We start from the raw sequence: 25980 nt of genomic DNA, 5'->3' as shown, positions 1-25980 counted from the left end.
CGGGCCGCGCTCCCCCAGCTCGGAAGTCCGCGGTCGGCACCGCTCGGTCAGAGATCCACGATCGGTGTCTCGTCCCTCTGTCGCGCATCCACGGCGAGGTGCTCCCCGACCCGGTTCACGAGCAGTGTCATCTCGTACGCAATCTGACCGATGTCGGCCTCGGCGGCGCTGAGCACGCACAGGCAGCTGCCGGGACCGGCGGCGGTGACGAACAGGATCGCGTCATCGAACTCGATCATGGTCTGGCGCACCTGACCCGCGCCGAAATGGCGACCCGAGCCCTTGGCCAGGCTGTGCAACCCGGACGAGACGGCCGCGAGGTGCTCCGCGTCCTCGCGCCGCAGCCCGGTACTCGTGCCGGTCACCAGTCCGTCGTTGGACAGCACCAGCGCGTGCCGTATGTCTTCCACGCGCTCGGCCAGATCGTCCAGGAGCCAGCCGAGCTCCGTGTTCTGCGCCATGGTCCGTTCTCCCCGTGATCTCGTTCCCCCTGGCCGGAGGATCCGATCAGCCAGCCTTCACCACAGCCGCCATCCGGGCAAGGAGGATGGGGGCATGGCACAGAAGATGACCGACGAAGAATGGCGGGCCTTCGTCTCGCACGGTACCCGCACGGGGAAGCTCTCCACGGTCCGCGCCGACGGCAGTCCGCATGTGACGCCGATCTGGTTCCTGCTGGACGGCGACGACGTGGTCTTCAACACCGGGAAGGAGAGCGTGAAGGGACGAAATCTGGCCAGGGACGGCCGGGTCGCCCTGTGCGTGGACGACGACCGTCCCCCGTACGACTTCGTTGTGCTGCAGGGGCGGGCCGAGCTCTCGGAGGACCTGGACGACGTGCGGCACTGGGCGACCCGGCTCGGCGCCCGGTACATGGGCGAGGAGCGGGCCGAGGAGTTCGGGGCGCGCAATGGCGTTCCGGGGGAACTCCTGGTCCGGGTACGGGTGGAGAAGGTGCTGGCGTATTCGGCCGTCGCCGAGTAGCGCGTCATCCCACGGAGTCGAGCAGCCGGGCGGTGTGCATCCGCCCGGCGTACTCGACGAGGCGGATCAACACCTCCTTCCCGGAGTCACGGTCCCTGGCGTCGCAGAGCACCACGGGCGTGCCCTGGTCGAGGTCGAGGGCGCGCGACACGTCGTTGGCACCGTAGGTGCGGGTTCCCGCGAAGCAGTTGACGGCCACCACGAACGGGATGCGCCGGTGTTCGAAGTAGTCCACGGCGGGGAAGCAGTCTTCGAGCCGCCGGGTGTCCGCGAGGACGACGGCGCCGAGTGCACCTTGGGAGAGCTCGTCCCACAGGAACCAGAAGCGGTCCTGGCCCGGAGTGCCGAAGAGGTAGAGCGAGAGTCCGGACCGGATGGTGATGCGTCCGAAGTCCATGGCCACAGTGGTCGTGACCTTCTGATCCACGCCGTCGGTGTCGTCCACGGACTGACCGGCTTCGCTCAGCAGTTCCTCGGTGCGCAACGGCCTGATCTCGCTGACCGCGCCCACCAAAGTGGTCTTGCCCACGCCGAATCCGCCGGCGACAAGTATCTTCAACGCCAGGGCGGCCGTCTCGGCATCGGTGGCGTCGGAGTGCTCGGAGACCATCGATCACTTCTCTCGGGAGTGCCGACCGCGGTCGACGTCAGTACATCCGTGCGAGGTCAGCATCATGACAACCGCAGCCACTCTCCGAAGAGTTCGACCGCTATTTGACCGATGTGACCAGCTCTCGCCCATTCGGGGCCCGAATGGGTGCACAACTCGTCGCCGGCTTCGCCCACGGTTGTTCCCCTCCATCGCCTACAGCGCCCTCAGTCCTTCGATGACCTCGCGCAGAATCCGCTCGTCGGGCAGACGCGCCGGCGGTACGGGGCGGCTGACCGTGACGCAGCCCAGTTCCAGTAGGTCCCCGAGCAGCACCCGCACAACACCCACGGGCAGGTCGGCGCCCGCGGCGAGTTCGGCGACGGACTGGGTCTCGATGCGGCACAGGTCGATGAGGGCGCGGTGTTCCGGGCCCAGCGAGGTGTCGTCGTCGACGTCGGGTGCCCCGGTGTCCAGTGAGACGAGGGCGATGAGGTCGAAGCGCACTCCGGTGGGGCCTGGTTTGGTGCGGCCGCCGGTCATCGCGTAGGGCCGGACCAGCGGTCCCGCCTCGTGGTCGTACCACTGGCTGCCCGGAGGGTACTGGGCGCCTGTCCTGTCCTCGCTCATCTGCGACCGCCTTCGGCCGTCATCCGGCGGCGGGCGGACGCGCGGCCACACGGGGCGGGGTGTAGAGGTGCTCGCCGACACGTTTCACCAACCGCGCCATCTCGTACGCCACCAGGCCGATGTCGGCCGTGACCGCGGTGAGGAGGGCGAGGCAGGAGCCGTCGCCGGCGGCCGCCACGAAGAGGAATCCGTCGTCCATTTCCACCATGGTCTGACGCACTCCGCCGGCGCCGAAGTGGCGGCCCGCGCCCTTGGCGAGGCTGTGGAACCCGGAGGCGACGGCCGCGAGGTGTTCCGCGTCCTCGCGGCTGAGGTCCGTGGAGGCACCGACCGCCAGCCCGTCGTTCGAGAGCACCACGGCGTGCCGTACCTCGCTCACGCGCATCACCAAGTCGTCCAGCAGCCAGTCGAGTTCACCCGACCGCTGGGCTGCCCTCATGCTCGGGTCCTGGATCATGCGGGGTCTCCTTCGCTGCTGTCACCGGTGGGTCCGGCCGGGCGCCCGGGTACACGGCCGCCGCCGCGTACCCAGCCGTCGCGGTAGGCCGCCATGCGATCCCGTACCAGTTCGGGGGTGCGCTCGTCGTCGCGCCCGGAGCTCTGAGCGCCGGTCGCGGGCTCCTCCTGGCGCTGACCGCGCAGTTGAGGGGCGAGGCTCGCCTGCCGTACGCGCCGCGGGAGGTCCTCGGAGCCCTCGGTGTCGTCCGTGGGGCGGTGCAGCCTCAGCGTCGCGACTCGCGGCGGCGGGTTCTCGGGAGAGGCGTCGGCGGGTGCCACCACTCCGGCCTGCGCGGAGCCCGCCAGCGCGGGCCGTTCCACGGCCTGTTCCACGGGCTCCTTCTGTGCCGTGGCGGCAGCCACGCGCGCGTACTCGTGTTCCTCGTGCAGTTCGGTATCGGCCGTGCGCGGGGAACGTTCTTCCGCGCCGCTGTGCAGCAAGGCGGTCGGCAGGAGGACGACAGCGGTCGTACCGCCGTAGGGCGAGGTCCGCAGATGCACTTTGATGCCGTGCCTGGAGGCGAGCCTGCTGACCACGAAAAGGCCGAGCCTGTCGCTGTCGAACAGGTCGAGCGCCTCGGACTGCTCGATGCGCCGGTTGGCCTCGGTGAGGGTTTCCTTCCCCATGCCGAGGCCCCGGTCCTCGACCTCGATGGCGTAGCCGTTGCCGACGGGCTCGCCGGTGACGCGCACGCGCGTGTGGGGCGGCGAGAACTGTGCGGCGTTCTCGACGATCTCGGCGAGGAGATGCGTGAGGTCGGCGACCGCGGCTCCGATCACGGAGGCCTCGGGGAGTTGCCGTACCTCCACGCGCGCGTAGTCCTCGACCTCGGAGACGGCGGCGCGCACCACGTTGGTCAGTGAGACGGGCATGCGCCAGGCGCGGCCGGGCGCGGCTCCGGAGAGGATGATGAGGCTCTCGGCGTGGCGGCGCATGCGTGTGGTCAGGTGGTCGAGCCGGAACAGGTCGCTCAGTTCACTGGGGTCCTCGGAGCGGCGTTCCATGCTGTCGAGCAGGCTGAGCTGGCGGTGCACCAGGATCTGACTGCGACGGGCGAGGTTGACGAAGACCCCGGAGATGCCGCTGGCCAGTTCCGCGCGTTCGACGGCTGCGCGCAGGGCGGCGCGGTGCACGGTGCCCAGTGCCTCGGCGACCTGCCCGGTCTCGTCTTCGGCCGGCGGCCCCGGCGGCGCCTCGGCGCGGACGTCGATCTCCTCCCCGGCACGCAGCCTGCGCATGGCCTGCGGGAGTTTGTGACGGGCGATCTCCAGGGCGCTGTTGCGAAGGCTGACCAGTTCGATCACGAGTCCGCGTCCGATGCGTACGGAGATGACGAGCGACGCGGCGACGGCGGCGAGCCCCAGGAGAACTGCGGCTCCGGCGGGGGTGAGCACTCCGCGGGTGAACGGGTCGGCCCGCCGCGCGACACTGTGGCCCGCGTCCGCCTCGATGTTCCGCATGCCCTCCTGCACGCGCGCGTGTGCGGGGTTCCAGGTGCCTTCACGGGCGGCGTCGATGGCCCCGGCGCCCGGTCGGCCGGCCAGCACCTTGTCCTCGACGGCGCCGACATCGGCGTACGCCTTGCCCTCGGCGAGCCGACGCCAGGCGGCGCGTTCGGAACCGCGCAGGTCCGCCACGGCGGACGCGGTCAGGGCGCGGCGGGTGTCGACGGCGCCGGTGAACAGCCTCAGGCGCTCGCCGTCGAGGGTGCCCGCGAGGCGGGCGCCGGCGAGGACCGCGTCCTCCTGGGCGAGCGACTCCCCCGCACGGGAGAACTCGAGCAGGACTCGCGCGTCGGAGCCGAGGTCGGCGTCCTGGACGCCGGAAAGTGCGCCGCCCACCCCGAAGGCCGCGGCGATGGTCCTGGTGTACTGCCCGTACGTCTCGTCCCAGCCGACCCGGCGGGCGAGTACGTCGCTGCGCAGGGACCGCAGGCGTTCGGCCCCCGTGACGAAGGTCTGAAGGCGGCCGGGCACTCCGGAGGGGAGGTCGGTGCCGTCGGCGACGGTGTTGTGGTCGCCGAGCCGCAGCCTGGCCACGGCCCGGTCGGTGCGTCCCGCGAGCGCCTTGAGGTCGTCCTGACGCTCGGTGGCGGGGTCGGTCGCATAGCGCACGGCTGCCGTGCGCTCGGCCTGAAGGGCGGCCACGGCGTCGGCGATCGGGGCACGGACGGTGGAGTCCACCCGCTGCAACTGGCGCAGCCGGGCGACGTCCTGGGCGGTGCTGACGGTGGCGTACGCCCACAGGGCGAGCAGAGAGATCACGGGCACCATCAGCAGGCAGACGATCTTCGCCCGGACGGTGCGGGGGCGTATGTGCCACCGTCCCGCGCGCGCGGGTGTGCCGGACGACTCCGCGCTGGTCTCGTCGGTCTCGGCCCGCTCGTCGGCCGGCGGGCCGGCGTGCGCGCGGCGGCCGCGCATCGGAGGCTGGGGCGGCGGCTCGGCGCCGGCCGTGGGGGTCCTACGGGGTGTACGCATGGCCTCCTCGCTCGGAGTGTGTCGGGACGTGCCGTCCGGGCCCGCGCTCAGCGGGCGACGCTCTCGACCGGTCGCTGGGCCGACGCGGAAGCCTCGCGCTCCCCGGCGGTCGGCGACAGCGCGACGAACGCCGAGGTCAGGAAGAGGAAGGACCCGAGGCCAACGGCGAGGGGGAAGATGAACTGCATCGCCGTGGCCCCGGGCAGGGCCTCGCCGGACGGCGTGACATGAACGCTCACCGCGAACATCGCGGTGTAGTGCATGCTGCTGACCGCCGCCCCCATGACGAGCGAGGCGACAGTGACCGCGATGGGCGACTTGATGTTGAGTCCCGCCCACAGAGCCGCGGTCGCCGCGACCACGGCGATCAGGATGGAGAGTCCGACGAGCATCGGGTCGTAGCGCACCGCCCCGTGCAGCCGCAGCGCCGCCATGCCCAGGTAGTGCATGCTCGCGACGCCGAGGCCGGTGGTGAGTCCGCCGAGGAAGAGAGCGCGACCCCGGTCCCGGCTGTAACCGACGGCGAACACGCCGATGAAGACGACGAGCATGGCGACGAGCAGGCTGAGGATGGTCAGCGGCACGTCGTAGCGGATCTCGGTACCGGTGACGCCGAAGCCGAGCATCGCCACGAAGTGCATGGTCCAGATGCCGGTGCCGATCGCCGAGGCGGCGGTGAGGAGCCAGTTGCGACGCGACCTGCCGGTCGCGCCGAGCGCGCGAACCGTGCAGCGCAGCCCGAGGGCGGCGCCTATGCACGCCATCACGTATGACAGCACGGGGGTCAGCCAGCCGAATGCGGCGTGGTCCAGGTGTCCCATGGCCCCGGGACGCTAGTCCCGGTGAGGGCGCGCGAAGGAGGCGCATTTCGAAAGGTGCTGGAATCTGACACAAACAGGCCCTGGAACGATCGCGTCCCGCTCGAACATGCGCGCTGCGGCGTCCTTCGTGTCAGTGAGGAATCATGCAATGCATGAGCGACGACCACACACACGTCCGGGAATTCTTCACCGCGCGTGCCGCCGCCTGGGACACGCGGTTCCCCGACGACGGCCCGGCGTACGCCGCCGCGGTCGCCGCTCTCGGGCTGCGCGAGGGTGACTGCGTGCTCGACGCGGGCTGCGGCACGGGTCGGGCCCTCACGCCGCTGCGTACGGCCGTGGGGCCCTCGGGAGTGGTCCTGGGCGCCGATCTCACCTCGGCAATGCTGGAGGCCGCCGTACGGGCGGGGCGAGACCGCGACGGCCAGTTGCTGCGCGCCGACGTGGCCGCGCTTCCCCTGCGTACGGAGTCCCTCGACGCGGTGTTCGCGGCGGGCCTGATCGCCCATCTCCCCCACCCGGCCGAGAACCTGCGGGAGTTGGCGCGGGTGGTGCGGCCGGGCGGTCTGCTCGCGCTCTTCCACCCGGTCGGGAGGGCGGCCCTCGCGGCGCGCCAGGGCCGGCAGATCACACCGGACGACCTGCGCGCCCAGGCCAACCTCGACCCCCTTCTGGCCGGTTCCGGCTGGCGCATGACGTCGTACGTCGACGAGGACACCCGTTTCCTCGCCCTCGCCGTCCGCGAGGGATGAGCCTCAGCCGCGCCCCGACAGCTCGACCACCAGGGCGCCGGGGTTGTCGAACATGATGTTGTGTGCCGCGCCCGGCACGGTCACGACGCGTACGCCCGCGGCCTCCAGGCCCTCCCTGTCATCGAGTTCGCCGCTCAGCTCGCCCTGGAGGTAGACACGGTCCGCCGTCACCGCCTCCAGCAGTCGCCGCATCGTCGGACTGGTGCCGCGCGCGAGGTTCGTCGCGGTGCGATGGAGGGCGCGCGGGTCGGCGAGGCGCATGGTCGCCGCCAGGTGGGGCCGATCTTCTCGAGCACGCGCGCGTGGCCGCCGTTGTCGACGTACTCGTCCTCCGTGTACGTCGCGATGCCGCTGCTGCCGGCGTCGAGCGTGGGGTACGGATCGAGGTTGGCCTCCATGAGCACCAGCCGTGATACGAGGTCGGGTCGCCGGTGGGCGAGCACGATGGCGACCGAACCTCCCATGCTGTGCGCCACGAGTTCGGCCCCGGTGACCTCCGCTTCGTCCAGTGCGGCGGCCAGCGCGTCGGCATGGTCCTCCAAGGTGTAGCCGAAGTCGGCGGGGCGGTCGCTGATCCCGTGTCCGGGCAGGTCGACGAAGAGGGTACGGCGGCCGGCCAGTTCGGGCCGTGCCGCTATGTGCGCGTTGTAGACCATCGAAGCCGCGCCCAGTCCGTGCACATAAACGCGTGCCGGTTCGGCACCGGCCGTCTCGGTCCAGCGGATCAGGCTTCCATTGCCGTCGAACTCGGCCTGCTTCATCGACCTCTCCTTCTCGCCCTGCCGGTTTCACTTTCGGAGGATACATCGGTACCGAGGTATTGCGGGGACGATGTACAACGCGAGTGCGGCAGAATACGGGCATGCTGGAGCTCGCCATCCTCGGTTTCCTGTACGACGTCCCGCTGCACGGCTATGAGCTGCGCAAACGCATCACCGCGTTGACGGGGCACGTACGGCCCATCGCGGAGAGCACGCTGTACCCCGCGATCAAGCGACTGGAGAAGGCCGGGCTGCTGGCGCGCGCGACGCAGCCCGGATCGGTGGCGGCTCCGCGTCACGTGCTGACGCTCACCGACGAGGGCAGGCAGGAGCTGCGCCGCAGGCTCACGGAACCGGCGCAGCGCGACATCACCGACGAGAACCGCTGGTTCACGCTGCTCGCCTTCCTCCGACACCTGGAGGACGCGGCAGCACAGGCGGCCGTCCTGCGGCGCCGGCTGGCCTTCCTGGAGACGCCCGCGAGCTTCTTCTACGAGGGCGACCGACCCCTGCGCGCCGAGGAGCTGGACGATCCCTTCCGGCGCGGCATCCTCACGATCGCGCGGGCGACGAGCCGGGCAGAACTGGCCTGGCTGCGGGCGACGCTCGACTCACTCGAAGGGCGAGGTCTCTGAGCTCTCCGAGTTCTCCGAGGCCTCCGAGGTCTCCGAGGCCTCTGACGTCCGCCCCTGGCGCATGGGGCAGCCCCTCACCCCGGGGACCGGATGGGTGCCCAGGTCGGCGACGCGGTAGCCGTTGGGGTAGCCCTTGACCTCCCAGTTCTGCCGTGCGAAGTGCGGCGCACGACGCGGGGGCATGAGACGGACGAGACGGCCACGGGCGCGGACCGCGCGACGCACCCACGCGCGCGTGACGGCGCTCGGTGGTTCGTACCGGAAGGCCTTCAGGAGCGAGGCGTCGAGCAAGCAGAGCGTCGACAGGCGCAGAAGGGGTGCGAGCGGTCGCGGATACCAGGAGGCCATCAGGTCCAGCGTCGCATCGGACACGCGCCGGGCTTCCTGGTCCCATGCGAAGTGGGCCTCCTCGTAGGCATCGAGACAGGTCTCGAACTCCTCATATGTCTCCGGGATGTCCTTGATGCCCAAGTGCCGCCCCATGGTGCTGTAGTGCACGACGGAGGCGACAGTCTCGTGCCGCGACAGCCTGCGCCATCCATAGGTGTCGATCCACCGCTTGGGCATCACCACGAAGGTGCAGAGCACATACCGCATGTCGTCGTTGCTGATGTCGTAGCTGCGGTGCATCTGGTTGATGCGGCGGATCGCGGTGCGGCCCTCGTCGCTGTCGAAACCGTGCTCGACGACGGTGTCGAGGAGTAGCGCGGTGTCGTCGTACCGCTTCTGCGTGCGGTCCGTGAGCTCCGCGGTCTCGGCGAGCAGCCGGCCGATGCCGGGGACGGCGTACGTGCGGTACAGAGCGAGTTCGAGGGCGCGGGTGTAGTCCCAGGGGAACTCGTAGGCGCTACTGAGCCGGTAGATCTCCAGGGCGTCCTTCTCGGGGTGCAGGCGCCGGATCTGTGCAAGCCGCTCGAAACGCTTCACCGTCTCGTCCCTCTTCTGCCGCCGAAACTCCAACTCTACGTTGGAGAGGAGCAGATGCACGTCGACGAAGGCAACCACACAGGGGGAAGGCGGCCCGCTATGTTCGACAGGTTCCGTACGTCGGTCGGCAGATTCGTCAAGTCCCAGCGCGCGGAGGCGGCCCAGGGCGGGAAGACGGCCCAGCGCGGGGAGAGGCGCACGCACAACCTGTTCGAGGCGGCCGCCGCCTATGTGTCGGCGTGCGCCGAGGACGACCAGGACCGGATGGACGAGGCCGTGGCGTGGGTGTCGCCGGAGGCCCTGTCGTTCGGAGTGAGCGAGCTGGCTTGCAGGGCGGTCATCGCCCTCGCACGGGAGCGGGACGAGTCGCCGCGGACGGTCGCGCGCACTCTTCTCGGCCTGCCCACCCTCTGACGCCGCACTCCACTCGGCCGATTCGCCCCTGTCCAGGCGGATAACTGCAGCTCCTCGTGTGATTCGCACTCGTGACAACCGGCTCGCGGGCGCATTAGGGTGCGCCGACGGACGAATGGATGGGGAGGACGGCATGGCCGGGACGGACGACGACGCCGTCGCCGCCGAGGACGACGCGCTGTACGTACTGACCGCGATTCTGTTGACGCCCGCACAGTTCCCGAGCGTGTTGGGCGACGACTATCCGGAAGCCTGCGCGGCGCTCGGTCTCGCGCCTGTGGCCGACGGGTACGGCCTCGTGCTCGGCCAGGACGGCGACGGTGCGCGTTGGACAGTGGTCATCGACGACGTATCGCTGGTGGCCGTGGCGATCGCCACCTGGGACTGCGGCATGGAGTACGAACTGTCACCGGACGAGCGGACGGTCGTTGCCGCGCTGCCGGGGTGGCCGCTGGCCGTGGCCGTCGCGGCTCCCGGCGTGCCCGCTCCGCACGACCCCGCACCCGAGCTGATCGACCGCGAGCCGCTCTCCCCGCCGGACACCGATACCTGGGGTCCCGCGCAGCGGCGTCTGGGCGCCGACCAGATCGCGCTCCAGTGGGCCATGTGGCGCGAGCAACTCGACGACGCCGACTTCGCACCCGCAGACAACGGCGCGCCGGCCGAGAAGGGATCCGAGCCCACGGAGGGCCGGGCCCCGAGCAAGGCCCGCAGCGGCGTCCGCCGCGTCCTCGCGGAGGCGCACGCGTACGTGGACGCGCCCCCGCCCTTGGGCCGTGTCCGTTCCTCGTTCGCACCGGGGGAGGCCCGCACCCTGCGCGCCGACGGGCCCGGCTGGTCCATGGTGGCGAGGACCGACGACATCGCGTTCGTGCTCCTCGACGAGCAGCCCGGCGAGGTGCTCCCGGTGGGTCGGGGCCCGGAGTTGCCCGGATTGCTGGAGGCGCTCGACAAGATGGCGGTCCGCCCGAGCTGAGGTCACGCCGAAGATGCTCGACGGCCAGGCGTGGTGGTCAGGAGCCGCTTCTGGGCCCCCATACGGGCGTCCATGCAGATGTGGCCCGAACCCATGGTCGACGGGCTTCCGTAGCCACAGCATGGGGCAGCCCTGCTCTCCCGTCGTGTCCCGGAGGCCCGTCATGCGCCTGTCCCGAAGCGTTGCGCTGTTCGCCGCCGTTCTGCTGACATCAGCCCTCACCGGCCCCGCGGCGGCCGCCGATGGTGGCCATTGCGAGCGGCGGGATCGGGTACGGGTGCCGGGTGCGGCGCTCCAGCAGACCGTCTGTCTGGACGACCTGACGACGTCCGGACTCGCGGGAACCCCGTACACGGACATGGCCGACCAGGCGGGACTGACCGCAAGTGCCACCCGCAATCCGTCGGGCGTGCCCGGGCTCCAGATCGACGGGTACTTTCCGGACGACTCGAGCTTCAACGCCACACACGGCTGGCGGCACGACGCCCAGTTCGTCATCCGGCTGCCCGACCGGTGGAACGGCGGCCTCGTGGTCACGGGCGCCCCGGGCACGCGCAGGCAGTACGCGACCGACACGGCGATCTCCGACCGGGTGCTGGCCCAGGGGTACGCGTACGCGGCCACCGACAAGGGCAACAGCGGGCCGGACTTCTATCGCGACGGGACCCGCCCCGGTGATGCCGTCGACGAGTGGAACCGTCGCACGACGCAGCTCACCCTCGCCGCCAAGCGCGTGGTCGCCCAGCGCTACGGACACGCGCCTCGGCGCACGTACATGACCGGGATCTCCAACGGCGGCTATCTCACGCGGTGGCAGCTGGAGCGCCACCCCGAGTTGTACGACGGCGGCGTGGACTGGGAGGGCGCTCTGTGGACCGCGGACGGCCCCAACCTCCTGACGTCACTGCCGGTCGCCGTGGCCCGGATGCTCGGCTCGGCCCGGGACGAGGACCTGTACGCGGCCGGATTCGCGCGCGGGTCCGAGTTCCTGTGGCCGTACCACGAGAAGGCCTACTGGGGTGTCACTCAGAAGATCTACCGCGCTGAGTTCGACCCCGCGTACGACGCCGCCTGTCCCGGTGCGTCCGCCGGGTCGACGGCGGAGCAGATCCTGGCGCCCTGCCGCTCCGACGCGACGTACGACTACGCGGCGCGCCCGGCGTCCGTGCACCGCGCGGTGGCGCGGGTCGCTCTCACCGGGCGGATCGACAGGCCGCTGATCACCCTGCACGGCGACCTGGACACCCTGCTGCCGAAGGCCACGGACTCGGACGTGTACGCGCGCATGGTGCGGGAGAGCGGGCGCGGGCCGCTGCACCGCTACTACACCATCGAGGGCGGTACCCACGTCGACGGTCTCTACGACGCCCATCCCGAGCGACTACGCCCCATCCTGCCCTGCTACCGCGCGGCCTTCGACGCACTCACCGCATGGGTGGAGAGGGGCGAGCGGCCGCCCGCGGACCGTACCGTCGGCAGGACCGCGGGCGGCGACGTGGTCGACTCCTGCGCGCTGGCGGGTGACGCAGTGGGCCGCTAGATGATGTCCCCGGCCCTCAGCTGGATGATGTCCCCAGTCCTCAGCGGCCGAGTTCCTTGCGCCCGACCCGGCGGAGCCTGCGCCGCTGCGAGGGGTCCAGGGTGAGGTACGCGGCCGTCGGGACTCCCAGCACGATCAGGAGGACGGCCCACCAGGGCAGCCAGATCAACAGGATGAGCCCGACCACCACTCCCCCGGTGGCGATCTTCGCGTTCTTCGACATGTGTCGCCTCCTCCGCGGCCACTGCCGCTCTCTGTTGTGAGAACGGGTGCGTGCTGCGCGCGGTTCCAGGCCGTGACCCTGATACGACCCTGAGCCGCGACCCTCACTCGCCCCTGAGAAACCTGCCCGGAGACGCTCACGGCGTCCGGCTGCCTGCGCCCTGCGCGCGGCTGACGCTGTGGCGCCAAGTCCTGTACCCTCGGCGCCCGTCCAGTAGTCAAATTTGATGAGTGGCATCGCTGTGCAGCTGGTTTCCGCGGCACCCCCTTCCGAGATCTCTGCGCCGACCCAGTGCCGTGCCGTGTTCGTGCCCTCTCGACCGGCGCGCACCGGACGTGTCGCGTTCTGGCTGCCCGAGGGTGCCGCACCGCCCACCATGACGCCGGGTCCGGTCGACGAGCTGACGGTCGTCCTGCCCGGCGACGGGCGTCTGCGGCTCGTCACTGTGCCTGCCGTGCTCTTGCCGGTACGGGCCGCGCTGCCGGTCCTCACACGCGCGCGCGTCACTGGCCAGGCGCACAGCACGGCCGTCTTCTGGGGTGCGGCGGCCGTGCTGGCGCTCCGACTCACCGCAAGGGGACTGCTGTTGCCCGGTCTCACGGACGACGACCACCACGCCTGGCGTGTGGGTCCCCTGTCTGCGGAGGACCTGGAGCACGTCCGTGAGCTGGCCGCCGCGATGCCGGCCGAAGCACACGCGGTGCCGTTGGACCGCTGCGAGCCACTGCGCCTGCCCGACCCCGAACGGCTGCTGCGCGCCTTCCTCGACGCGGTCGCCGACACTCTGCCCCGCTCTCCCGCCGCGGCCCTCGCCGCGGGCGGTCCGGCCTTCGCCGCACCGAAGACCCAGCACCTGCCCGAGCAGCGTGCCTGGGCCGCGGACGTCGCCGCCGGGCACGACACCGGCGTACGGCTCTCGCTGCGCGTCGAGGTGCCCGGCCTGACGTCGGCGCCGCCCGAGGAGGCGGGGCCGTCCTTCCGTGCCGTCCTGCAGGTGCACAGCGTGAGCGATCCGGCGCTCGTCGCGGACGCCTCGGCGGTCTGGGCCGGACACGCGGCGTTCGACCCGCGCGCGCGGATGGACGTGCTGCTGGCGCTGCGCCGCGCCGCACGCGCCTGGGCACCGCTCGCGCCACTCCTGTCGGCACCCGTGCCGGACGCGGTCGAGTTCGCCGACGAGGAGGTGGCGGAACTCCTCGGCGCGGGCACGCGGCTGCTCGCGGGCGCCGGAGTCGACGTGCACTGGCCGAGGGAACTGGCGCGCGGTCTGACGGTCCACGCGGTCATCGGCCCGCCGGACGACGAACGGGAACCGGGCAGCCCGGCGTCGGACCCACCCGCCTTCCTGTCCGCCGACGCGCCGCTGGCCTTCAACTGGCGGTTCGCACTGGGCGATCAGCGGCTGACGCGCGAGGAGCTGGACCGGCCCGCCGAGGCGAACCGTCCCCTGGTCCGGCTGCGGGACCAGTGGGTTCTGGTCGACCCCGAGGAGGTGCGCCGCGCCCGCACTGCCGTGGAACGGGCCGGGCACCTGGCGGCGCTGCTCGACCGAGAGATGCCACCCCATCTGGTGGAGGACGCGACGGCCGCCGGCCTGGAGCTCCTGCCCGGCCTCGGTGACCTGGAGGCCGCGTGCGACTGCGGTGCCTGGGACCACTGCCGGCACACCGCGGCCCTGTGCCACCAGATGGCGCGGCTGCTGGACCGGGATCCGTTCGTACTCCTGCTCATGCGGGGACGGGGCGAGCGCACGCTGCTCGACGACCTCCAGATCCGCGGCCACGCACCCGCTGAGGAGACATTGCCGGTGGGCGTGGATGCCGTCGAGGCGTACGCGGCCGGAGACATCCGGCCGCCGCTCCCCGCGCTCCCGGACCTGCCCGCGGAGCCCGGGCCGCCGCCGTCCCTGGACAGCGAGGTCCGCCCCGCGCCCGGGGTCGACCCGGGGGTGCTGGAATTCCTCGCGGCACGGGCGGCCGAGGAAGCACATCGGCTGCTCTCGGAGGCACTCGTACCGGGGTCTGAAGGTCCCCCTGGCGAGGAGGAATTGACGCTCGCCCAGGATGCCGTCCGGCTGGCGGCGACCGGCCCGCAGGCAGCCGTCACGGCGCGGCTTGCCGAGGGGTCGGGCCGCACTCCCGAGGCGCTGGCACTCGCCGTGCGCGCCTGGCGGTACGGCGGCCCCGCCGCGCTGTCCGTGCTCGAGGACGCGTGGACGCCGGCGCCGGACACTCTCGCACGCGCGCGTGCCGCTCTGGAATCCTCGTGGGACGACGACGAGCGCCCCCGGCTGCGGGTGTCCGGCAATCATTGGACCGTCGTGGGCGGGCGGGCCCAGCTGCGCCTGGGGCGGGACGGCCGGTGGTGGCCGTACCGCGAGGAGAAGTGCCACTGGGTGCCCGCCGGTTCGGCGTCCCGGGATCCGGCGACGGCCCTCGCCGCGCTCCGCGCGGAGCCCTGAGCGGAAGCATCTGCGCACACGGGGTGTCGACCCGATCCACGGTCGACGCCTCGTGTTCACCCCGGCGCTGCACGGCGTTCGGCACGGGCGCCAACTGTGGCCGCTGGCAACGAAATTGCGCCCCCGAACTTGTGCCCCAGGAGGCCTGATGTCCCCGCAAGCAGTCGGTCGACGCCGTATTCACCGCTCTGTCGCCGCGAGTGTTCCGCTCGCGGTCCTGGCGGCCCTGGCAGTCTCCGGCACGGCGAACGCGCACGACGATCAGCCGAAGGTGACGCGCACCGCCACGCTCGGGGACATCCCGCTGGGCACGTTCAGCAACACGCTGCTGCCCGGCACGGTGGACGACGACCACGGCATCGACCTCGGTGGAATCGGCAGCGACATCTATCCGACGGGCCGCAAGGGCGAGTTCTGGACCGTGACGGACCGCGGGCCCAACGGTCAGATCAAGGTGGACGGCAAGAAGCGCCGTACGTTCCCGGCGCCCGGCTTCGACCCGGCGATCGTGCGGATCCGCGTCTGCGGCGACACCGTGAAGGTCCTGGACGCGATCCCGGTCACCACCGCATCCGGAAAGCCCGTCACCGGGCTGCCCAACCAGCAGGCCCGGGACGAGGCGCCGTACTCGTACGACGCGCGGAAGGCGCTGTCGTACGACCCGAACGGCCTCGACACCGAAGGCATCGTGCGGGCCGAGGACGGCGGCTTCTGGCTGGTCGACGAGTACGGGCCGTCGCTGGTGCACGTCTCCGCGCGCGGAACGGTCCTCACGCGGTACGTGCCCAAGGGCCTGAACCTGACCGGGACGGACTATCCGGTCGTGGAATCCCTGCCGTCCGTCCTGCTGCACCGGAAGGTCAACCGGGGCTTCGAAGGGCTCGCCCAACTCCCGGGCGGTGACCTGGTGCTGGCGCTGCAGAGCCCGCTGTCCTTGCCGGACGCCGACGCGGGCAACGCCTCGCGCACCACACGTCTGCTGCGGTTCTCTCCGAAGAAGCGCGCCGTGACCGCGGAGTACGCCTACCGCTTCGACCCGGTGAACGTGGTGGACCCGAGCGAGGACGACACGTCCGAGTTGAAGATCTCCTCCGTGGTGGCCGTCGGGCGCGACCGGCTGCTCGTCGAGGAGCGCACCGACAAGGCGGCGCGGCTTCAGTTGGTCCGGCTCACGCGGAGCGCGGACATCCTGGGCGGTCCCTACGACGACGACACCACCTCCCCCTCCCTGGAGCAGCTCGGCGACCCCGTCGCCTCCGGCGTTCCGGTGCTGGGCAAGCGGCTGGTCGTCGATCTCGGTGAGGTCGAGGGCGTGCCCGGGAAGATCGAGGGCGTCGCCCGTGTGGATGACCACACGCTCGCGCTCATCAACGACAACGACTTCGGGATGACTGACGGTGCGGGCGCGTTCGACGCCCAGGGCCGGCTGATCGACAGCGGCATCAAGACCACCGTGGTGTACGTGCGGCTGCCGGACGGGATCTGAGACGCGTTGCCGACCGCCACGCGCGCGTGTCGTGCGCAAGGAGGGGTGTCCTACCCCTCCTTGTGTCCGTTTTCACGACGATGTCGCCGGGGCAGCGAAGAGTGACTCGATGTCACTCGGAAAACCGCTGGGAAGCTCGCTGGGAAATCCCGACGGCAGCTTCGTCGGCAGGTTCGAGGGGAGCTTCGAGGGCAGTTCGGTGGGCAGCTCGGACGGGAGGCTCAGCGACGGGTCGGACGAACGGCTTGTGCTCGTACTGCTCTCGGTAGGCGACTTCTTCTTCGACGATCCGCCACTGTTCATCACCAGCACCACGGCGACGATCCCCAGGGCCACGATCACGGCGAGCGCCAGGAACAGGGTGTTGCGGCGGGGTCCGGTCCCGCCGGGCGAACCAGGCGTGTACTCCTCCGAAGGGGGACCCGAGCCACCGGGAGACGGACCGTAGCCTCCGGACCACGGTGGGCCGAACCCGCCGTGGTCCGGAGGCGGCGTGTCGCCGGGCGGCCGGGGTGGCATGGGCGGCATGGCCATACCCTCAGACTCGCCTCGGACCGGCCATGGCGCGACCCCCGCGCGGCAATTGATACGGACTCATGTCATGGATGGCATGATTCCGGAGCATTCCACGCGAAGGTCGGCCACTCGGCAATGGACCCGTCGAATGATCAGCCGCGTGCGCCCAGCAGATGGTCCATGGCCAGCTGGTCCAGGCGCTCGAAGGCCATCCCGCGCGCGGCGGCCGCCTCCACGTCGAACTCCTCGAAGGCACCGCGGTCCGCGAGCAGGGCCTGGAGTCCGTCCGCGGCGGTCGGCTGCGCCAGCTCGTCCAGGCGGGAGGCACGCAGGGCCTCCTGGACCTCCGGGTCCGCGCGGAAGGCGGCCGCACGCTCCTTCAGGATGAGGTAGTTGCGCATGCAGCCCGCGGCCGAAGCCCATACGCCGTCGAGGTCCTCGGTCCGCGGCGGCTTGAAGTCGAAGTGGAGCGGTCCGTTGTAGCCGGCGCTCTCCAGCAGGTCGACCAGCCAGAACGCGGAGCGCAGGTCGCCCGCCCCGAAGCGCAGGTCCTGGTCGTACTTGATACCGGACTGGCCGTTCAGGTCGATGTGGAAGAGCTTGCCCGCCCACAGGGCCTGGGCGATGCCGTGCGGGAAGTTCAGCCCGGCCATCTGCTCGTGCCCCACCTCGGGGTTGACGCCGTACAGCTCCGGGCGCTCAAGGCGCTCGATGAAGGCGAGGGCGTGGCCGACCGTGGGCAGCAGGATGTCGCCGCGCGGCTCGTTCGGCTTGGGCTCGATGGCGAAGCGCAGGTCGTAGCCCTGGGAGGTGACGTACTCGCCGAGGAGGTCGAAGGCCTCCTTCATGCGGTCGAGCGCCACACGCACATCCTTGGCCGCGCCGGACTCGGCGCCCTCCCGGCCGCCCCAGGCGACGTACGTCTTGGCGCCCAGTTCCACCGCGAGGTCGATGTTGCGGATGGTCTTGCGCAGGGCGTAGCGACGGACGTCCCGGTCGTTGGCGGTGAACGCGCCGTCCTTGAAGACGGGGTGCGTGAACAGGTTGGTGGTGGCCATCGGCACGGTCATCCCGGACGTGTCGAGGGCCTCCCGGAAGCGCTTGATGTGCGCCTCACGCTCACTGTCCGAGGACCCGAAGGGGATCAGGTCGTCGTCATGGAAGGTCACACCGTAGGCCCCGAGTTCCGCGAGGCGCTGCACCGTCTCCACTGGGTCCAGGGCGCCCCGGGTGGCGTCGCCGAACGGGTCCCTTCCCTGCCAGCCGACGGTCCAAAGGCCGAAGGTGAACCTGTCCTCGGGGGTGGGCTGGTAGCTCATGCCACGGCTCCTTGCTCGATGAAGACTATTTCGTCATGGCGCTTTACAAATTAGTATGCGAACGCGTCTCTGGGAAGAGACGACGTGTCCCCGCACGAAAACTTCGTACGGTGACGATGGGCGCACACAGGGCCACAAGGGCCTCGGACACGCCTGCCAACCGGTCAGATTGCCGCGAGCCGCGGAAGAGGGAGAGCACGATGTCAGCAGCCGAGGGTCCGCTCGTCGTCGGGGTGGACTCGTCCACCCAGTCCACCAAGGCCCTGGTCGTCGACGTGTCGACGGGACAGGTGGTGGCGAGCGGCCAGGCGCCGCATACCGTCTCGTCGGGCGCGGGCCGCGAGAGCGACCCGCGCCAGTGGTGGGACGCGCTGTGCGAGGCGCTGCGCCAGTGCGGCGAAGCGGCGCACGAAGCCGCCGCGGTGTCGATCGGCGGCCAGCAGCACGGCCTGGTCACCCTGGACGCGCACGGCGACCCGGTGCGCCCGGCCCTGCTGTGGAACGACGTGCGGTCGGCGCCGCAGGCCCGCCGGCTGGTGGAGGAACTGGGCGGCCCGAAGGCCTGGGCGGAACGCACCGGAAGCGTTCCGGGCCCGTCCTTCACGGTCACGAAGTGGGCCTGGCTCGCCGAGAACGAGCCGGAGGCCGTCCGTGCGACCGCGGCCGTGCGGCTGCCCCACGACTACCTCACCGAACGCCTGACGGGGCAGGGCACGACCGACCGCGGCGACGCCTCCGGCACCGGCTGGTGGGCGTCCGCGACGGAGTCGTACGACGAGGAGATCCTCGCGCACGTGGGTCTCGACCCCGCCCTGCTGCCCCGCGTGGTCCGGCCCGGTGAGGTGGCCGGGACCGTGCGCGATGCCCATGACCTGCCGTTCTCCAAGGGCACGCTGGTGGCGCCGGGTACCGGCGACAACGCGGCGGCCGCGCTGGGGCTCGGGCTGCACCCGGGCACACCGGTGCTGAGTCTGGGCACCTCCGGCACGGTGTACGCGGTCTCGCAGCGGCGCCCCACCGACCCGACCGGGACCGTGGCGGGCTTCGCGGACGCGCACGGCGACTGGCTGCCGCTGGCCTGCACCCTGAACTGCACGCTCGCCGTCGACCGGATCGCCGCCCTGCTGGGCCTGGACCGCGAGGCCGTGGAACCCGGCACCGGCGTGACACTGCTGCCCTACCTCGACGGCGAGCGCACCCCCGCTCTCCCGCTCGCCTCGGGACTGCTGCACGGCCTGCGGCACGACACGACGGCCGGCCAGCTGCTGCAGGCGGCATACGACGGGGCGGTGCACTCGCTGCTCGGCGCCCTCGACCTGGTCCTCGACGCGGACGCGGATCGCACGGCTCCGCTGCTGCTCATCGGCGGTGGCGCCCGGGGCACGGCGTGGCAGGAGACCGTACGCCGGCTCTCGGGGCGACCCGTCCAGGTGCCGGAGGCCAAGGAACTGGTCGCGCTGGGCGCAGCCGCACAGGCCGCCGGACTGCTGACGGGCGAGGACCCGGCCGCCGTCGCCCGGCGCTGGAACACAGCCCGCGGGCCGGTGCTGGAGGCCGTGGAACGAGACGAGGAGACGCTGGCCAGGATCGCCGGGGTACTCTCCGACGCAGCGCCTCTGCTGGAGCGGGAGCCGGACCGGCGCTGACGAGATCGGGGGAAGGCATGACCGCACCGCTGCACGAAGCCCATCCGTCCAGCCCCGGCCGCCGCCTGCCCGACACCCAGCAGGGCATGCGGCGCCGCAATCTGGCGCGAGTCATGCACACCGTGAGCGCCGAGGGGCCGTTGTCGCGTGCCACGGTGGCCTCCCGCATCGGGCTTACCCGGGCGGCCGTCTCCACGCTGGTCGACGAACTGATCCGCTCGGGCCTGCTGGAGGAACTGGGACCGGAACGTCCCGGCCGGGTGGGGCGCCCGGGGTCCGCCCTCACCGTCAGCGGACGCGGCCCCGCGGGGATCGGCGCGGAGATCGGCATCGACCATCTCGCGGTGTGCGCGGTCGATCTGCGCGGCGTCGTACGGGCGCGGGCGGTGCGGCATTGCACCAACCGCGGCCGCGCCCCGCAGCCGGTGCTCGGTGAACTGACCGCCCTGGTGGAGCAGGTCGTCGCGGAGGCAGCGCTCGAGGGGCTGTGGCCGACAGGTCTCGCCGTCGCGGTGCCCGGTCTGGTCGCGCGCGACGCCCGGACCGTGGTCCGGGCCCCCAACCTCGACTGGCACGACATCGACCTCGGCGCGCTCCTGCCGGCCGAACTACCGCTGACCGTGGACAACGAGGCCAACTTCGGCTCGCTGGCGGAACTCTGGCTCGGCGATGAGACACCCCTCGACTTCCTGCATGTCTCGGCGGAGATCGGCATCGGCGGCGCGGTGGTCGTGGACGGGCGGCTGTTGCGCGGGACCCGCGGTTTCGCGGGCGAGCTGGGGCATGTGCCTGTGCGCCCGGAGGGGCCGGAGTGCGCGTGCGGCGGGCGTGGATGTCTGGAGCAGTACGCGGGCGAGGAGGCGGTGCTGCGTGCGGCCGGACTGACACCGGGCGAGGACCGCGTCGGGCTGCTGGCCGAGCGGGCCGCGCAGGGCGACAAGGACGTGCTCCGTGCCTTGCAGGGCGCGGGGACGGCACTCGGCGTCGCGCTGACCGGGGCGGTCAATCTGCTGGACCCGCAGACGGTCGTGCTCGGCGGAGCGCTGGCCGCGCTCGCACCCTGGCTCCTGCCGACGCTGGAGCGGGAGTTGGCACGGCGGACGGCCGGCGCGGCCTGTGCCGTGGCCGTCTCACGACTGGGATCCGAGGGGCCGCTGCTCGGTGCCGCGCACTCGGTGGTGCGGGCAGTGCTCGACGATCCGGCGGCGGTGACGGGGCGCATGTAAGCGGGCGGCCACGCCGCGGCGCTGCGCTGTCCTCGACAGAGTGACGGAGTTATCCACAGTCTCGCCGTTGTCCACCGAAAACACTGCGCTCTGCTTGCCCAAACGCCCAGCACCGTACCGTGATTCACGCGAGGCGCAGTCGTCAGGCAAGGACTGCGCGGTAGTCGAATCGGGGGGTCACACCGTGGTCATCGTCGAGCTGCTCAAGAGGATCTTCACGCCCAGTTCCGCGAAACGGCGGCCGCTCTGCGGCGTTGAGCACACGAAGAACAAGACGGGCGCATTCCGGAACCTTGAGCATGGAAGGTACTTTCTCGATGGAACGATCCGGATCGGAACGAGCGGGATCGGAACGGGCGGAAGCGGAACACGCAGAATCGGAACGATCAAGGCTTCTCACGAGCAGGCGGCGGTTACTCAAAGGAGCGGCCCTCGCGGCGATTCCCTATACGCTGCTCCCGTCGACGTCGGCAGGGGCCAGACCCCGGACCGTCGACTATCCCTCCGCGGACTGGCTGGCGGCGGACCCGGCCAACTACACACCCTCCGGTCGGCCCACGACCTATCCGCTGAACTTCGTCGTCATCCACGTGACGCAGGCGACGTACACCAGCACTCTGGGCGTCTTCCAGAACCCGGGCAAGGGGGTGTCGGCACACTACGTCGTCCGCTCGGCCGACGGGCATGTCGCGCAGTGTGTCCGCGAGCACGACATCGCCTGGCACGCCGGCAATTGGGACTACAACACGCGCAGCGTCGGCATCGAGCACGAAGGGTGGGTGGACCGGCCCGCGTACTTCACGAACGCCCTGTACGAGCAGTCCGCCAGGCTCACGGCGGCGATCTGCGCCAGACACGGCATCCCGAAGGACCGCGCGCACATCATCGGGCACTACGAGGTCCCGGGGACCGACCACACCGATCCGGGGCCGAACTGGGACTGGGCACGGTACATGAGGCTCGTGAGCCTCGCCTGACCGGGAGGGTGACGGCCATGAGCCGGCGGAGCCACGAGACCGGTCGGCCCGCGCCGAGACCCTCCACCGGTCCCGTTCGGGTGATGGCGGTCGAAACGGTTGTCGGGGCCCACCCCGGGAGTGACGATGTCCCCAGCAGCATCGCCGTCCCGGGAGGCCGAGGTGACCGATCCGTGGGTGGCCCTCGAGCCGGGGGCCGATCCCGCCGAACTGGCGCGGGAGTTGCGCCGCGCCCACGAGACATTCACGGCGGCGGGCACGGTGCCGCGGCGCGTGCGCACCGTGGTGGCCGACTCCTGGCGGCGTTCGGCGCGGGCGGGCGTCGGGCCGGACGGCACGGCACGGGTGGAGTTGACGGACGGCGACCTCGGCTCGTACCGGGCAGAGCATCCGCTGGCGCGGGTGATGCCGTTGGTCCGGGAGCTGCTGGGCCCCTTCGCGGCGGACGGCGAGCATCTGCTCGCGGTGTGCGACGCGCAGGGCAGGCTGTTGTGGGTCGAGGGGCATGCGGCCACACGGCGACGGGCGGACCGGATGAACTTCGTGCCGGGTGCGCATTGGGCGGAGTCGGCGATGGGCACGAACGCACCGGGAACGGCCGTCGCCGTGGACCGGCCGGTTCAGGTGTTCGCGGCCGAGCACTTCAGCCGACGGGTCCAGCCGTGGACGTGCGCGGCGGCGCCCGTGCACGATCCGCGCACCGGACGGGTGCTCGGCGCACTGGACATCACCGGCGGGAACGGGCTCGCGCACCCGCACAGCCTGGGATTCGTGCAGGCGGTGGCGCGGGCCGCCGAGTCCCATCTGGCGCTCCTCGCACCTGTCGAGACCGCGGCGGACAGCCTGGAGCTGACCGCGCTGGGCCGTGACGAGGCACGCCTCCTCGCCGGCGGCCGGAAGATCAGGCTCAGCCGTCGGCACAGCGAAATCCTGGTGCTGCTGGCCCGCCACCCGGAGGGACTGACAGGGGACGAGTTGCTGTGCGCGCTGTACGAGGACGAGTCGGTGACGCCGGTGACACTGCGCGCGGAGTTGGCGCGGCTGCGCCGTATCCTCGGCCCTGGTCTGCTGGCCTCGCGGCCCTACCGGCTCACGGCCGCTGTCGCGTCCGATGTCGTGGTCGTGGAGCGGCGCTTGGAGTCAGGAGCGATCGCGGCGGCTGCGACGGCGTACACCGGACCGTTGCTGCCGGGTTCGCAGGCGCCGGCGGTCGCCCGGCTACGGCGCAGACTCGCCGACGGGCTGCGGACGGCGCTCATCGCCCGTCGTGACCCCGATCTGCTGGCCGACTGGGCGCACGCGCCGTGGGGCGAGGACGACCTCGACGTCTGGCGCGCGCTCGCGGCGGTACGGCCGTCGGCGGCCGTACGCACGCGCCTCGGCGAGCTGGAGGCGGAGCTCATGGCACCGGCGGGGTGGACACGCCCGGCACCTCGCTGACGCACGGCACGACACCGGCGGAGAGTCCGGCACGGCTCCACGCGCCGACCGTCCCCACTGCCCACCCGCCCCCCACCCGAACCGACCCGATCCAGACCGGCCCGAACTTACCCGAACCGACCCCATCCAGACCGAAACCGACCTCGACCTTCCCGGACCGGCCCGTGGACGCAACGTACTCGCAACGTCCCCGTACCTAGCCTCGCGTCGAGAGCTGCCCAATGGCGGGCAGCGCTGTCCCGGGAGGCAGACCCGCATGACCCGTTACGCAGCGCCCGGCACCGACGGCGCGATCGTCTCCTACCAGGCGCGCTACGACCACTTCATCGGCGGCGAGTACGTGCCGCCGGCCCGCGGCCAGTACTTCGAGAATCCGTCTCCGGTGAACGGGCAGCCGTTCACGGAGATCGCGCGGGGTACCGTCGAGGACGTGGAGCGCGCACTGGACGCGGCACACGCCGCCGCGCCCGCGTGGGGCCGTACGTCGGTGACCGAGCGCTCCGACATCCTCCGGAAGATCGCCGACCGGATGGAGGCCAACCTGGAGCAGCTCGCGGTGGCCGAGACCTGGGAGAACGGCAAGCCCGTCCGGGAGACCCTGGCCGCTGACATCCCGCTCGCCATCGACCACTTCCGCTACTTCGCGGGCGCGATCCGGGCGCAGGAGGGTTCGCTGGGCGAGCTGGACGACGACACGGTGGCGTACCACTTCCACGAGCCGCTCGGCGTGGTCGCGCAGATCATCCCGTGGAACTTCCCCCTCCTGATGGCCACATGGAAGCTCGCGCCGGCCCTCGCGGCGGGCAACGCGGTCGTCCTCAAGCCTGCCGAGCAGACCCCGGCGTCCATCCACTACTGGCTGAGCCTGGTCGCCGACCTGCTGCCGCCGGGTGTGGTGAACATCGTCAACGGCTTCGGCGTGGAGGCGGGCAAGCCCCTGGCATCCAGCCCGCGCGTCGCGAAGGTCGCGTTCACCGGTGAGACCACCACGGGCCGGCTGATCATGCAGTACGCCTCCGAGAACATCACTCCGGTCACACTGGAACTCGGCGGCAAGTCCCCGAACATCTTCTTCGACGACGTCTGGTCCGCGAACGACGACTTCCGCGACAAGGCCCTGGAGGGCTTCGCGATGTTCGCGCTCAACCAGGGCGAGGTGTGCACATGTCCGTCGCGGGCGCTGGTGCAGCGTGGCCACTACGCCGAGTTCATGGAGGCCGCCGTCGCCCGCACGGAACAGATCAAGCCCGGGCACCCGCTGCACACGGACACGATGATCGGCGCCCAGGCGTCGAACGACCAGTTGGAGAAGATCCTCTCCTACCTGGACATCGGCCGGCAGGAGGGCGCGAAGGTCCTCACGGGTGGCGAACGCATCGAGCACGAGGGTGAGTTGAAGGGCGGTTACTACGTCCAGCCGACGATCTTCGAGGGCCACAACCGTATGCGGATCTTCCAGGAGGAGATCTTCGGGCCGGTGGTGTCGGTGACGTCGTTCGACGACTTCGACGACGCCATCAAGATCGCGAATGACACACTGTACGGGCTGGGCGCCGGCGTGTGGACGCGGGACATCAACACCGCGTACCGCGCGGGCCGCGCCATCCAGGCGGGCCGTGTCTGGACGAACTGCTACCACGCCTACCCGGCGCACGCGGCGTTCGGCGGCTACAAGGGATCGGGGATCGGCCGCGAGACCCACAAGATGATGCTGGAGCACTACCAGCAGACGAAGAACCTCCTGGTGTCGTACTCGCCGAAGAAGCTCGGCTTCTTCTAGGCGCAGAAAGAGGGCGCCTGACCAGGCAAGATGCCCGTCAGGCGCCCTTCGCAGCGCACGGCTAAGTGGTCTGCGTCGTAAGTCCTTCGGGGGTTGATCATGTTTCCGGGGTGGCGGAGGATTTTTCTGGGTTGTCGACACGGTCGATGACGTATTCACTCGCCAGGAACCGCACACCCAGCATCACCTCCATGTGCGCCTCGATGAGGTCCTGCACATCCGACTCAGCTTCAGCAAGACGCGGCGCAACCTCGGTCACGCCGCTCTCCGTGGTGCCGAGGTCGTCGCTGGTGCGTCCCTCGGCCGCCTTGACCGCCGCGACCCACGGCTTCAGCTCGGCGTCGGACGCGACCTGCTTGTCCTGGACGGCGGTGGTGGGGGCCACGTAGGAGAGTGTGCTGTCGGTGGCGTGGAGGTTCGTGTCGCTGGTCAGGCAGGAGACCAGCTTGCGTGTCGTGGTGTAGCGGCCGGTGTCGTCCTGGACGGGACGGTGACAAACTCGCCGCCGGTGGGGGCGGCGGCGTTGCCACCGTCGACGCCGGGTATCGGGAGCACGTCGTAGTCGAAGCCGGCCCTCGCGGCGTTGGCCAGCTGCCAGGTGCCGTTCTCCGCGAAGGCGTAGTCGCCAGTGGCGAACTCCTGCCAGCTGGTGGTCTGGGTGTTGTTGAGCACGGAGTTGGGAGCGTAGCCCTTCTTCAGTCAGCCGGTCCACAGCGAGAGCGCCGACTCTCGCTGGGCGGAGTCCAGTCGGGTCAGCTGCGCTCCCACTGCACCGATGGGCGTTCCGTACGTCTTCCCGCCCGACTGACCGGCGTACCGTCACCGACGTCCGGGTCGTCCCTCATGGGGCGGCCCGGACGTCGCCCTTTCCGAACCGGAACCGCCGCTTCACAGGGCA

The 25980-nt window shown here is 71.1% G+C and carries 23 protein-coding genes and 2 pseudogenes; 13 read left to right on the top strand and 12 right to left on the bottom strand.

The window, feature by feature from the left end; genetic code table 11:
• Positions 1–47: 47 nt before the first annotated feature.
• Positions 48–461, bottom strand: coding sequence for a roadblock/LC7 domain-containing protein (locus Q2K21_RS15575; protein WP_310771121.1), 414 nt, complete (start codon positions 459–461; stop codon positions 48–50).
• 94 nt (positions 462–555) lie between these two features.
• Between Q2K21_RS15575 and Q2K21_RS15570 the strand changes: the two genes are divergently transcribed.
• Positions 556–984 (top strand): PPOX class F420-dependent oxidoreductase, encoded by a 429-nt coding sequence (locus Q2K21_RS15570; protein ID WP_310771119.1) that lies wholly within the window; start codon positions 556–558, stop codon positions 982–984.
• 4 nt (positions 985–988) lie between these two features.
• Here the strand turns inward: Q2K21_RS15570 and Q2K21_RS15565 are convergent, their stop codons facing one another.
• From Q2K21_RS15565 to Q2K21_RS15545, 5 genes are all read right to left on the bottom strand, one after another.
• On the bottom strand, positions 989–1594 hold the full coding sequence (locus Q2K21_RS15565; protein ID WP_310771117.1) for a GTP-binding protein: 606 nt from the start codon (positions 1592–1594) through the stop codon (positions 989–991).
• Between the two features lie 195 nt (positions 1595–1789).
• Entirely contained in the window at positions 1790–2203 is a 414-nt protein-coding gene (locus Q2K21_RS15560; protein ID WP_310771115.1) for a DUF742 domain-containing protein, read from the bottom strand.
• 19 nt (positions 2204–2222) lie between these two features.
• A complete protein-coding gene (locus Q2K21_RS15555; RefSeq protein ID WP_310771113.1) occupies positions 2223–2660 on the bottom strand; it encodes a roadblock/LC7 domain-containing protein in 438 nt (145 codons plus the stop codon).
• Complete coding sequence (locus Q2K21_RS15550) at positions 2657–5182, bottom strand: sensor histidine kinase (RefSeq protein ID WP_310771111.1); 2526 nt, start codon at positions 5180–5182, stop codon at positions 2657–2659. Before Q2K21_RS15550 ends, Q2K21_RS15555 begins: the two co-directional genes overlap by 4 nt.
• A 47-nt stretch (positions 5183–5229) precedes the next feature.
• Positions 5230–6003 (bottom strand): MHYT domain-containing protein, encoded by a 774-nt coding sequence (locus Q2K21_RS15545; protein ID WP_310771109.1) that lies wholly within the window; start codon positions 6001–6003, stop codon positions 5230–5232.
• A gap of 152 nt (positions 6004–6155) precedes the next feature.
• Here Q2K21_RS15545 and Q2K21_RS15540 point away from each other — a divergent pair, with 152 nt between their 5' ends.
• On the top strand, positions 6156–6755 hold the full coding sequence (locus Q2K21_RS15540; protein WP_310771107.1) for a class I SAM-dependent methyltransferase: 600 nt from the start codon (positions 6156–6158) through the stop codon (positions 6753–6755).
• 3 nt (positions 6756–6758) lie between these two features.
• On the opposite strand, the pseudogene Q2K21_RS15530 reads toward Q2K21_RS15540, so the two are convergent.
• Positions 6759–7516 (bottom strand): annotated as a pseudogene (locus Q2K21_RS15530) (alpha/beta fold hydrolase).
• A 101-nt stretch (positions 7517–7617) separates the two neighbouring features.
• Between Q2K21_RS15530 and Q2K21_RS15525 the strand changes: the two are divergent.
• The gene (locus tag Q2K21_RS15525; protein ID WP_310771101.1) at positions 7618–8151 is read left to right on the top strand and encodes a PadR family transcriptional regulator; all 534 of its coding nucleotides are present in this window, start codon (positions 7618–7620) and stop codon (positions 8149–8151) included.
• On the opposite strand, the gene Q2K21_RS15520 is transcribed toward Q2K21_RS15525, so the two are convergent.
• Positions 8128–9078: an oxygenase MpaB family protein gene (locus Q2K21_RS15520; RefSeq protein ID WP_310771099.1), complete on the bottom strand. Its 951-nt coding sequence runs from the start codon at positions 9076–9078 to the stop codon at positions 8128–8130. The two genes, Q2K21_RS15525 and Q2K21_RS15520, sit on opposite strands and share 24 nt — an antisense overlap.
• 99 nt (positions 9079–9177) lie before the next feature.
• Between Q2K21_RS15520 and Q2K21_RS15515 the strand changes: the two genes are divergently transcribed.
• The 3 genes from Q2K21_RS15515 to Q2K21_RS15505 all read left to right on the top strand — a co-directional run bounded on the left by Q2K21_RS15515 (position 9178) and on the right by Q2K21_RS15505 (position 12008).
• The gene (locus Q2K21_RS15515) at positions 9178–9492 is read left to right on the top strand and encodes a hypothetical protein (RefSeq protein WP_310771097.1); all 315 of its coding nucleotides are present in this window, start codon (positions 9178–9180) and stop codon (positions 9490–9492) included.
• 133 nt (positions 9493–9625) lie between these two features.
• On the top strand, positions 9626–10468 hold the full coding sequence (locus tag Q2K21_RS15510) for a hypothetical protein (protein WP_310771095.1): 843 nt from the start codon (positions 9626–9628) through the stop codon (positions 10466–10468).
• A gap of 163 nt (positions 10469–10631) precedes the next feature.
• Positions 10632–12008, top strand: a complete 1377-nt coding sequence (locus tag Q2K21_RS15505; RefSeq protein ID WP_310771093.1) for a tannase/feruloyl esterase family alpha/beta hydrolase — start codon at positions 10632–10634, stop codon at positions 12006–12008.
• A gap of 40 nt (positions 12009–12048) precedes the next feature.
• On the opposite strand, the gene Q2K21_RS15500 is transcribed toward Q2K21_RS15505, so the two are convergent.
• Complete coding sequence (locus tag Q2K21_RS15500) at positions 12049–12231, bottom strand: hypothetical protein (protein WP_310771091.1); 183 nt, start codon at positions 12229–12231, stop codon at positions 12049–12051.
• Between the two features lie 226 nt (positions 12232–12457).
• Here Q2K21_RS15500 and Q2K21_RS15495 point away from each other — a divergent pair, with 226 nt between their 5' ends.
• Entirely contained in the window at positions 12458–14692 is a 2235-nt protein-coding gene (locus Q2K21_RS15495; RefSeq protein ID WP_310771088.1) for an SNF2 helicase-associated domain-containing protein, read from the top strand.
• A 148-nt stretch (positions 14693–14840) separates the two neighbouring features.
• Complete coding sequence (locus tag Q2K21_RS15490) at positions 14841–16178, top strand: esterase-like activity of phytase family protein (RefSeq protein ID WP_310771086.1); 1338 nt, start codon at positions 14841–14843, stop codon at positions 16176–16178.
• 72 nt (positions 16179–16250) lie between these two features.
• Here Q2K21_RS15490 and Q2K21_RS15485 read toward each other — a convergent pair whose 3' ends face one another.
• Together Q2K21_RS15485 and xylA are read right to left on the bottom strand one after the other, a co-directional pair.
• A complete protein-coding gene (locus Q2K21_RS15485; RefSeq protein ID WP_310771084.1) occupies positions 16251–16712 on the bottom strand; it encodes a hypothetical protein in 462 nt (153 codons plus the stop codon).
• Positions 16713–16846: 134 nt separating this feature from the next.
• The gene (gene xylA, locus Q2K21_RS15480; protein ID WP_310771080.1) at positions 16847–18013 is read right to left on the bottom strand and encodes a xylose isomerase; all 1167 of its coding nucleotides are present in this window, start codon (positions 18011–18013) and stop codon (positions 16847–16849) included.
• Positions 18014–18213: 200 nt separating this feature from the next.
• Between xylA and xylB the strand changes: the two genes are divergently transcribed.
• The 5 genes from xylB (at position 18214) to exaC (ending at position 25082) form a co-directional block, all read left to right on the top strand.
• A complete protein-coding gene (xylB, locus tag Q2K21_RS15475) occupies positions 18214–19659 on the top strand; it encodes a xylulokinase (protein ID WP_310771078.1) in 1446 nt (481 codons plus the stop codon).
• Positions 19660–19676: 17 nt separating this feature from the next.
• Complete coding sequence (locus Q2K21_RS15470) at positions 19677–20885, top strand: ROK family transcriptional regulator (protein ID WP_310771076.1); 1209 nt, start codon at positions 19677–19679, stop codon at positions 20883–20885.
• Positions 20886–21202: 317 nt separating this feature from the next.
• Positions 21203–21862, top strand: coding sequence for an N-acetylmuramoyl-L-alanine amidase (locus tag Q2K21_RS15465; protein WP_310771074.1), 660 nt, complete (start codon positions 21203–21205; stop codon positions 21860–21862).
• 126 nt (positions 21863–21988) lie between these two features.
• A complete protein-coding gene (locus tag Q2K21_RS15460; protein WP_310771072.1) occupies positions 21989–23302 on the top strand; it encodes a GAF domain-containing protein in 1314 nt (437 codons plus the stop codon).
• A gap of 256 nt (positions 23303–23558) precedes the next feature.
• A complete protein-coding gene (gene exaC, locus Q2K21_RS15455) occupies positions 23559–25082 on the top strand; it encodes an acetaldehyde dehydrogenase ExaC (RefSeq protein WP_310771069.1) in 1524 nt (507 codons plus the stop codon).
• Positions 25083–25332: 250 nt separating this feature from the next.
• On the opposite strand, the pseudogene Q2K21_RS15450 reads toward exaC, so the two are convergent.
• Positions 25333–25895, bottom strand: a pseudogene (locus Q2K21_RS15450) (extracellular solute-binding protein); the annotation flags it as partial.
• Between the last annotated feature and the right edge of the window lie 85 nt (positions 25896–25980).

Source organism: Streptomyces sp. CGMCC 4.7035 (assembly GCF_031583065.1).
Lineage (GTDB): Bacteria > Actinomycetota > Actinomycetes > Streptomycetales > Streptomycetaceae > Streptomyces > Streptomyces yaanensis.
The sequence above is the reverse complement of the archived record's forward strand: the minus strand, read 5'-3'. Positions and strand labels throughout refer to the sequence as shown.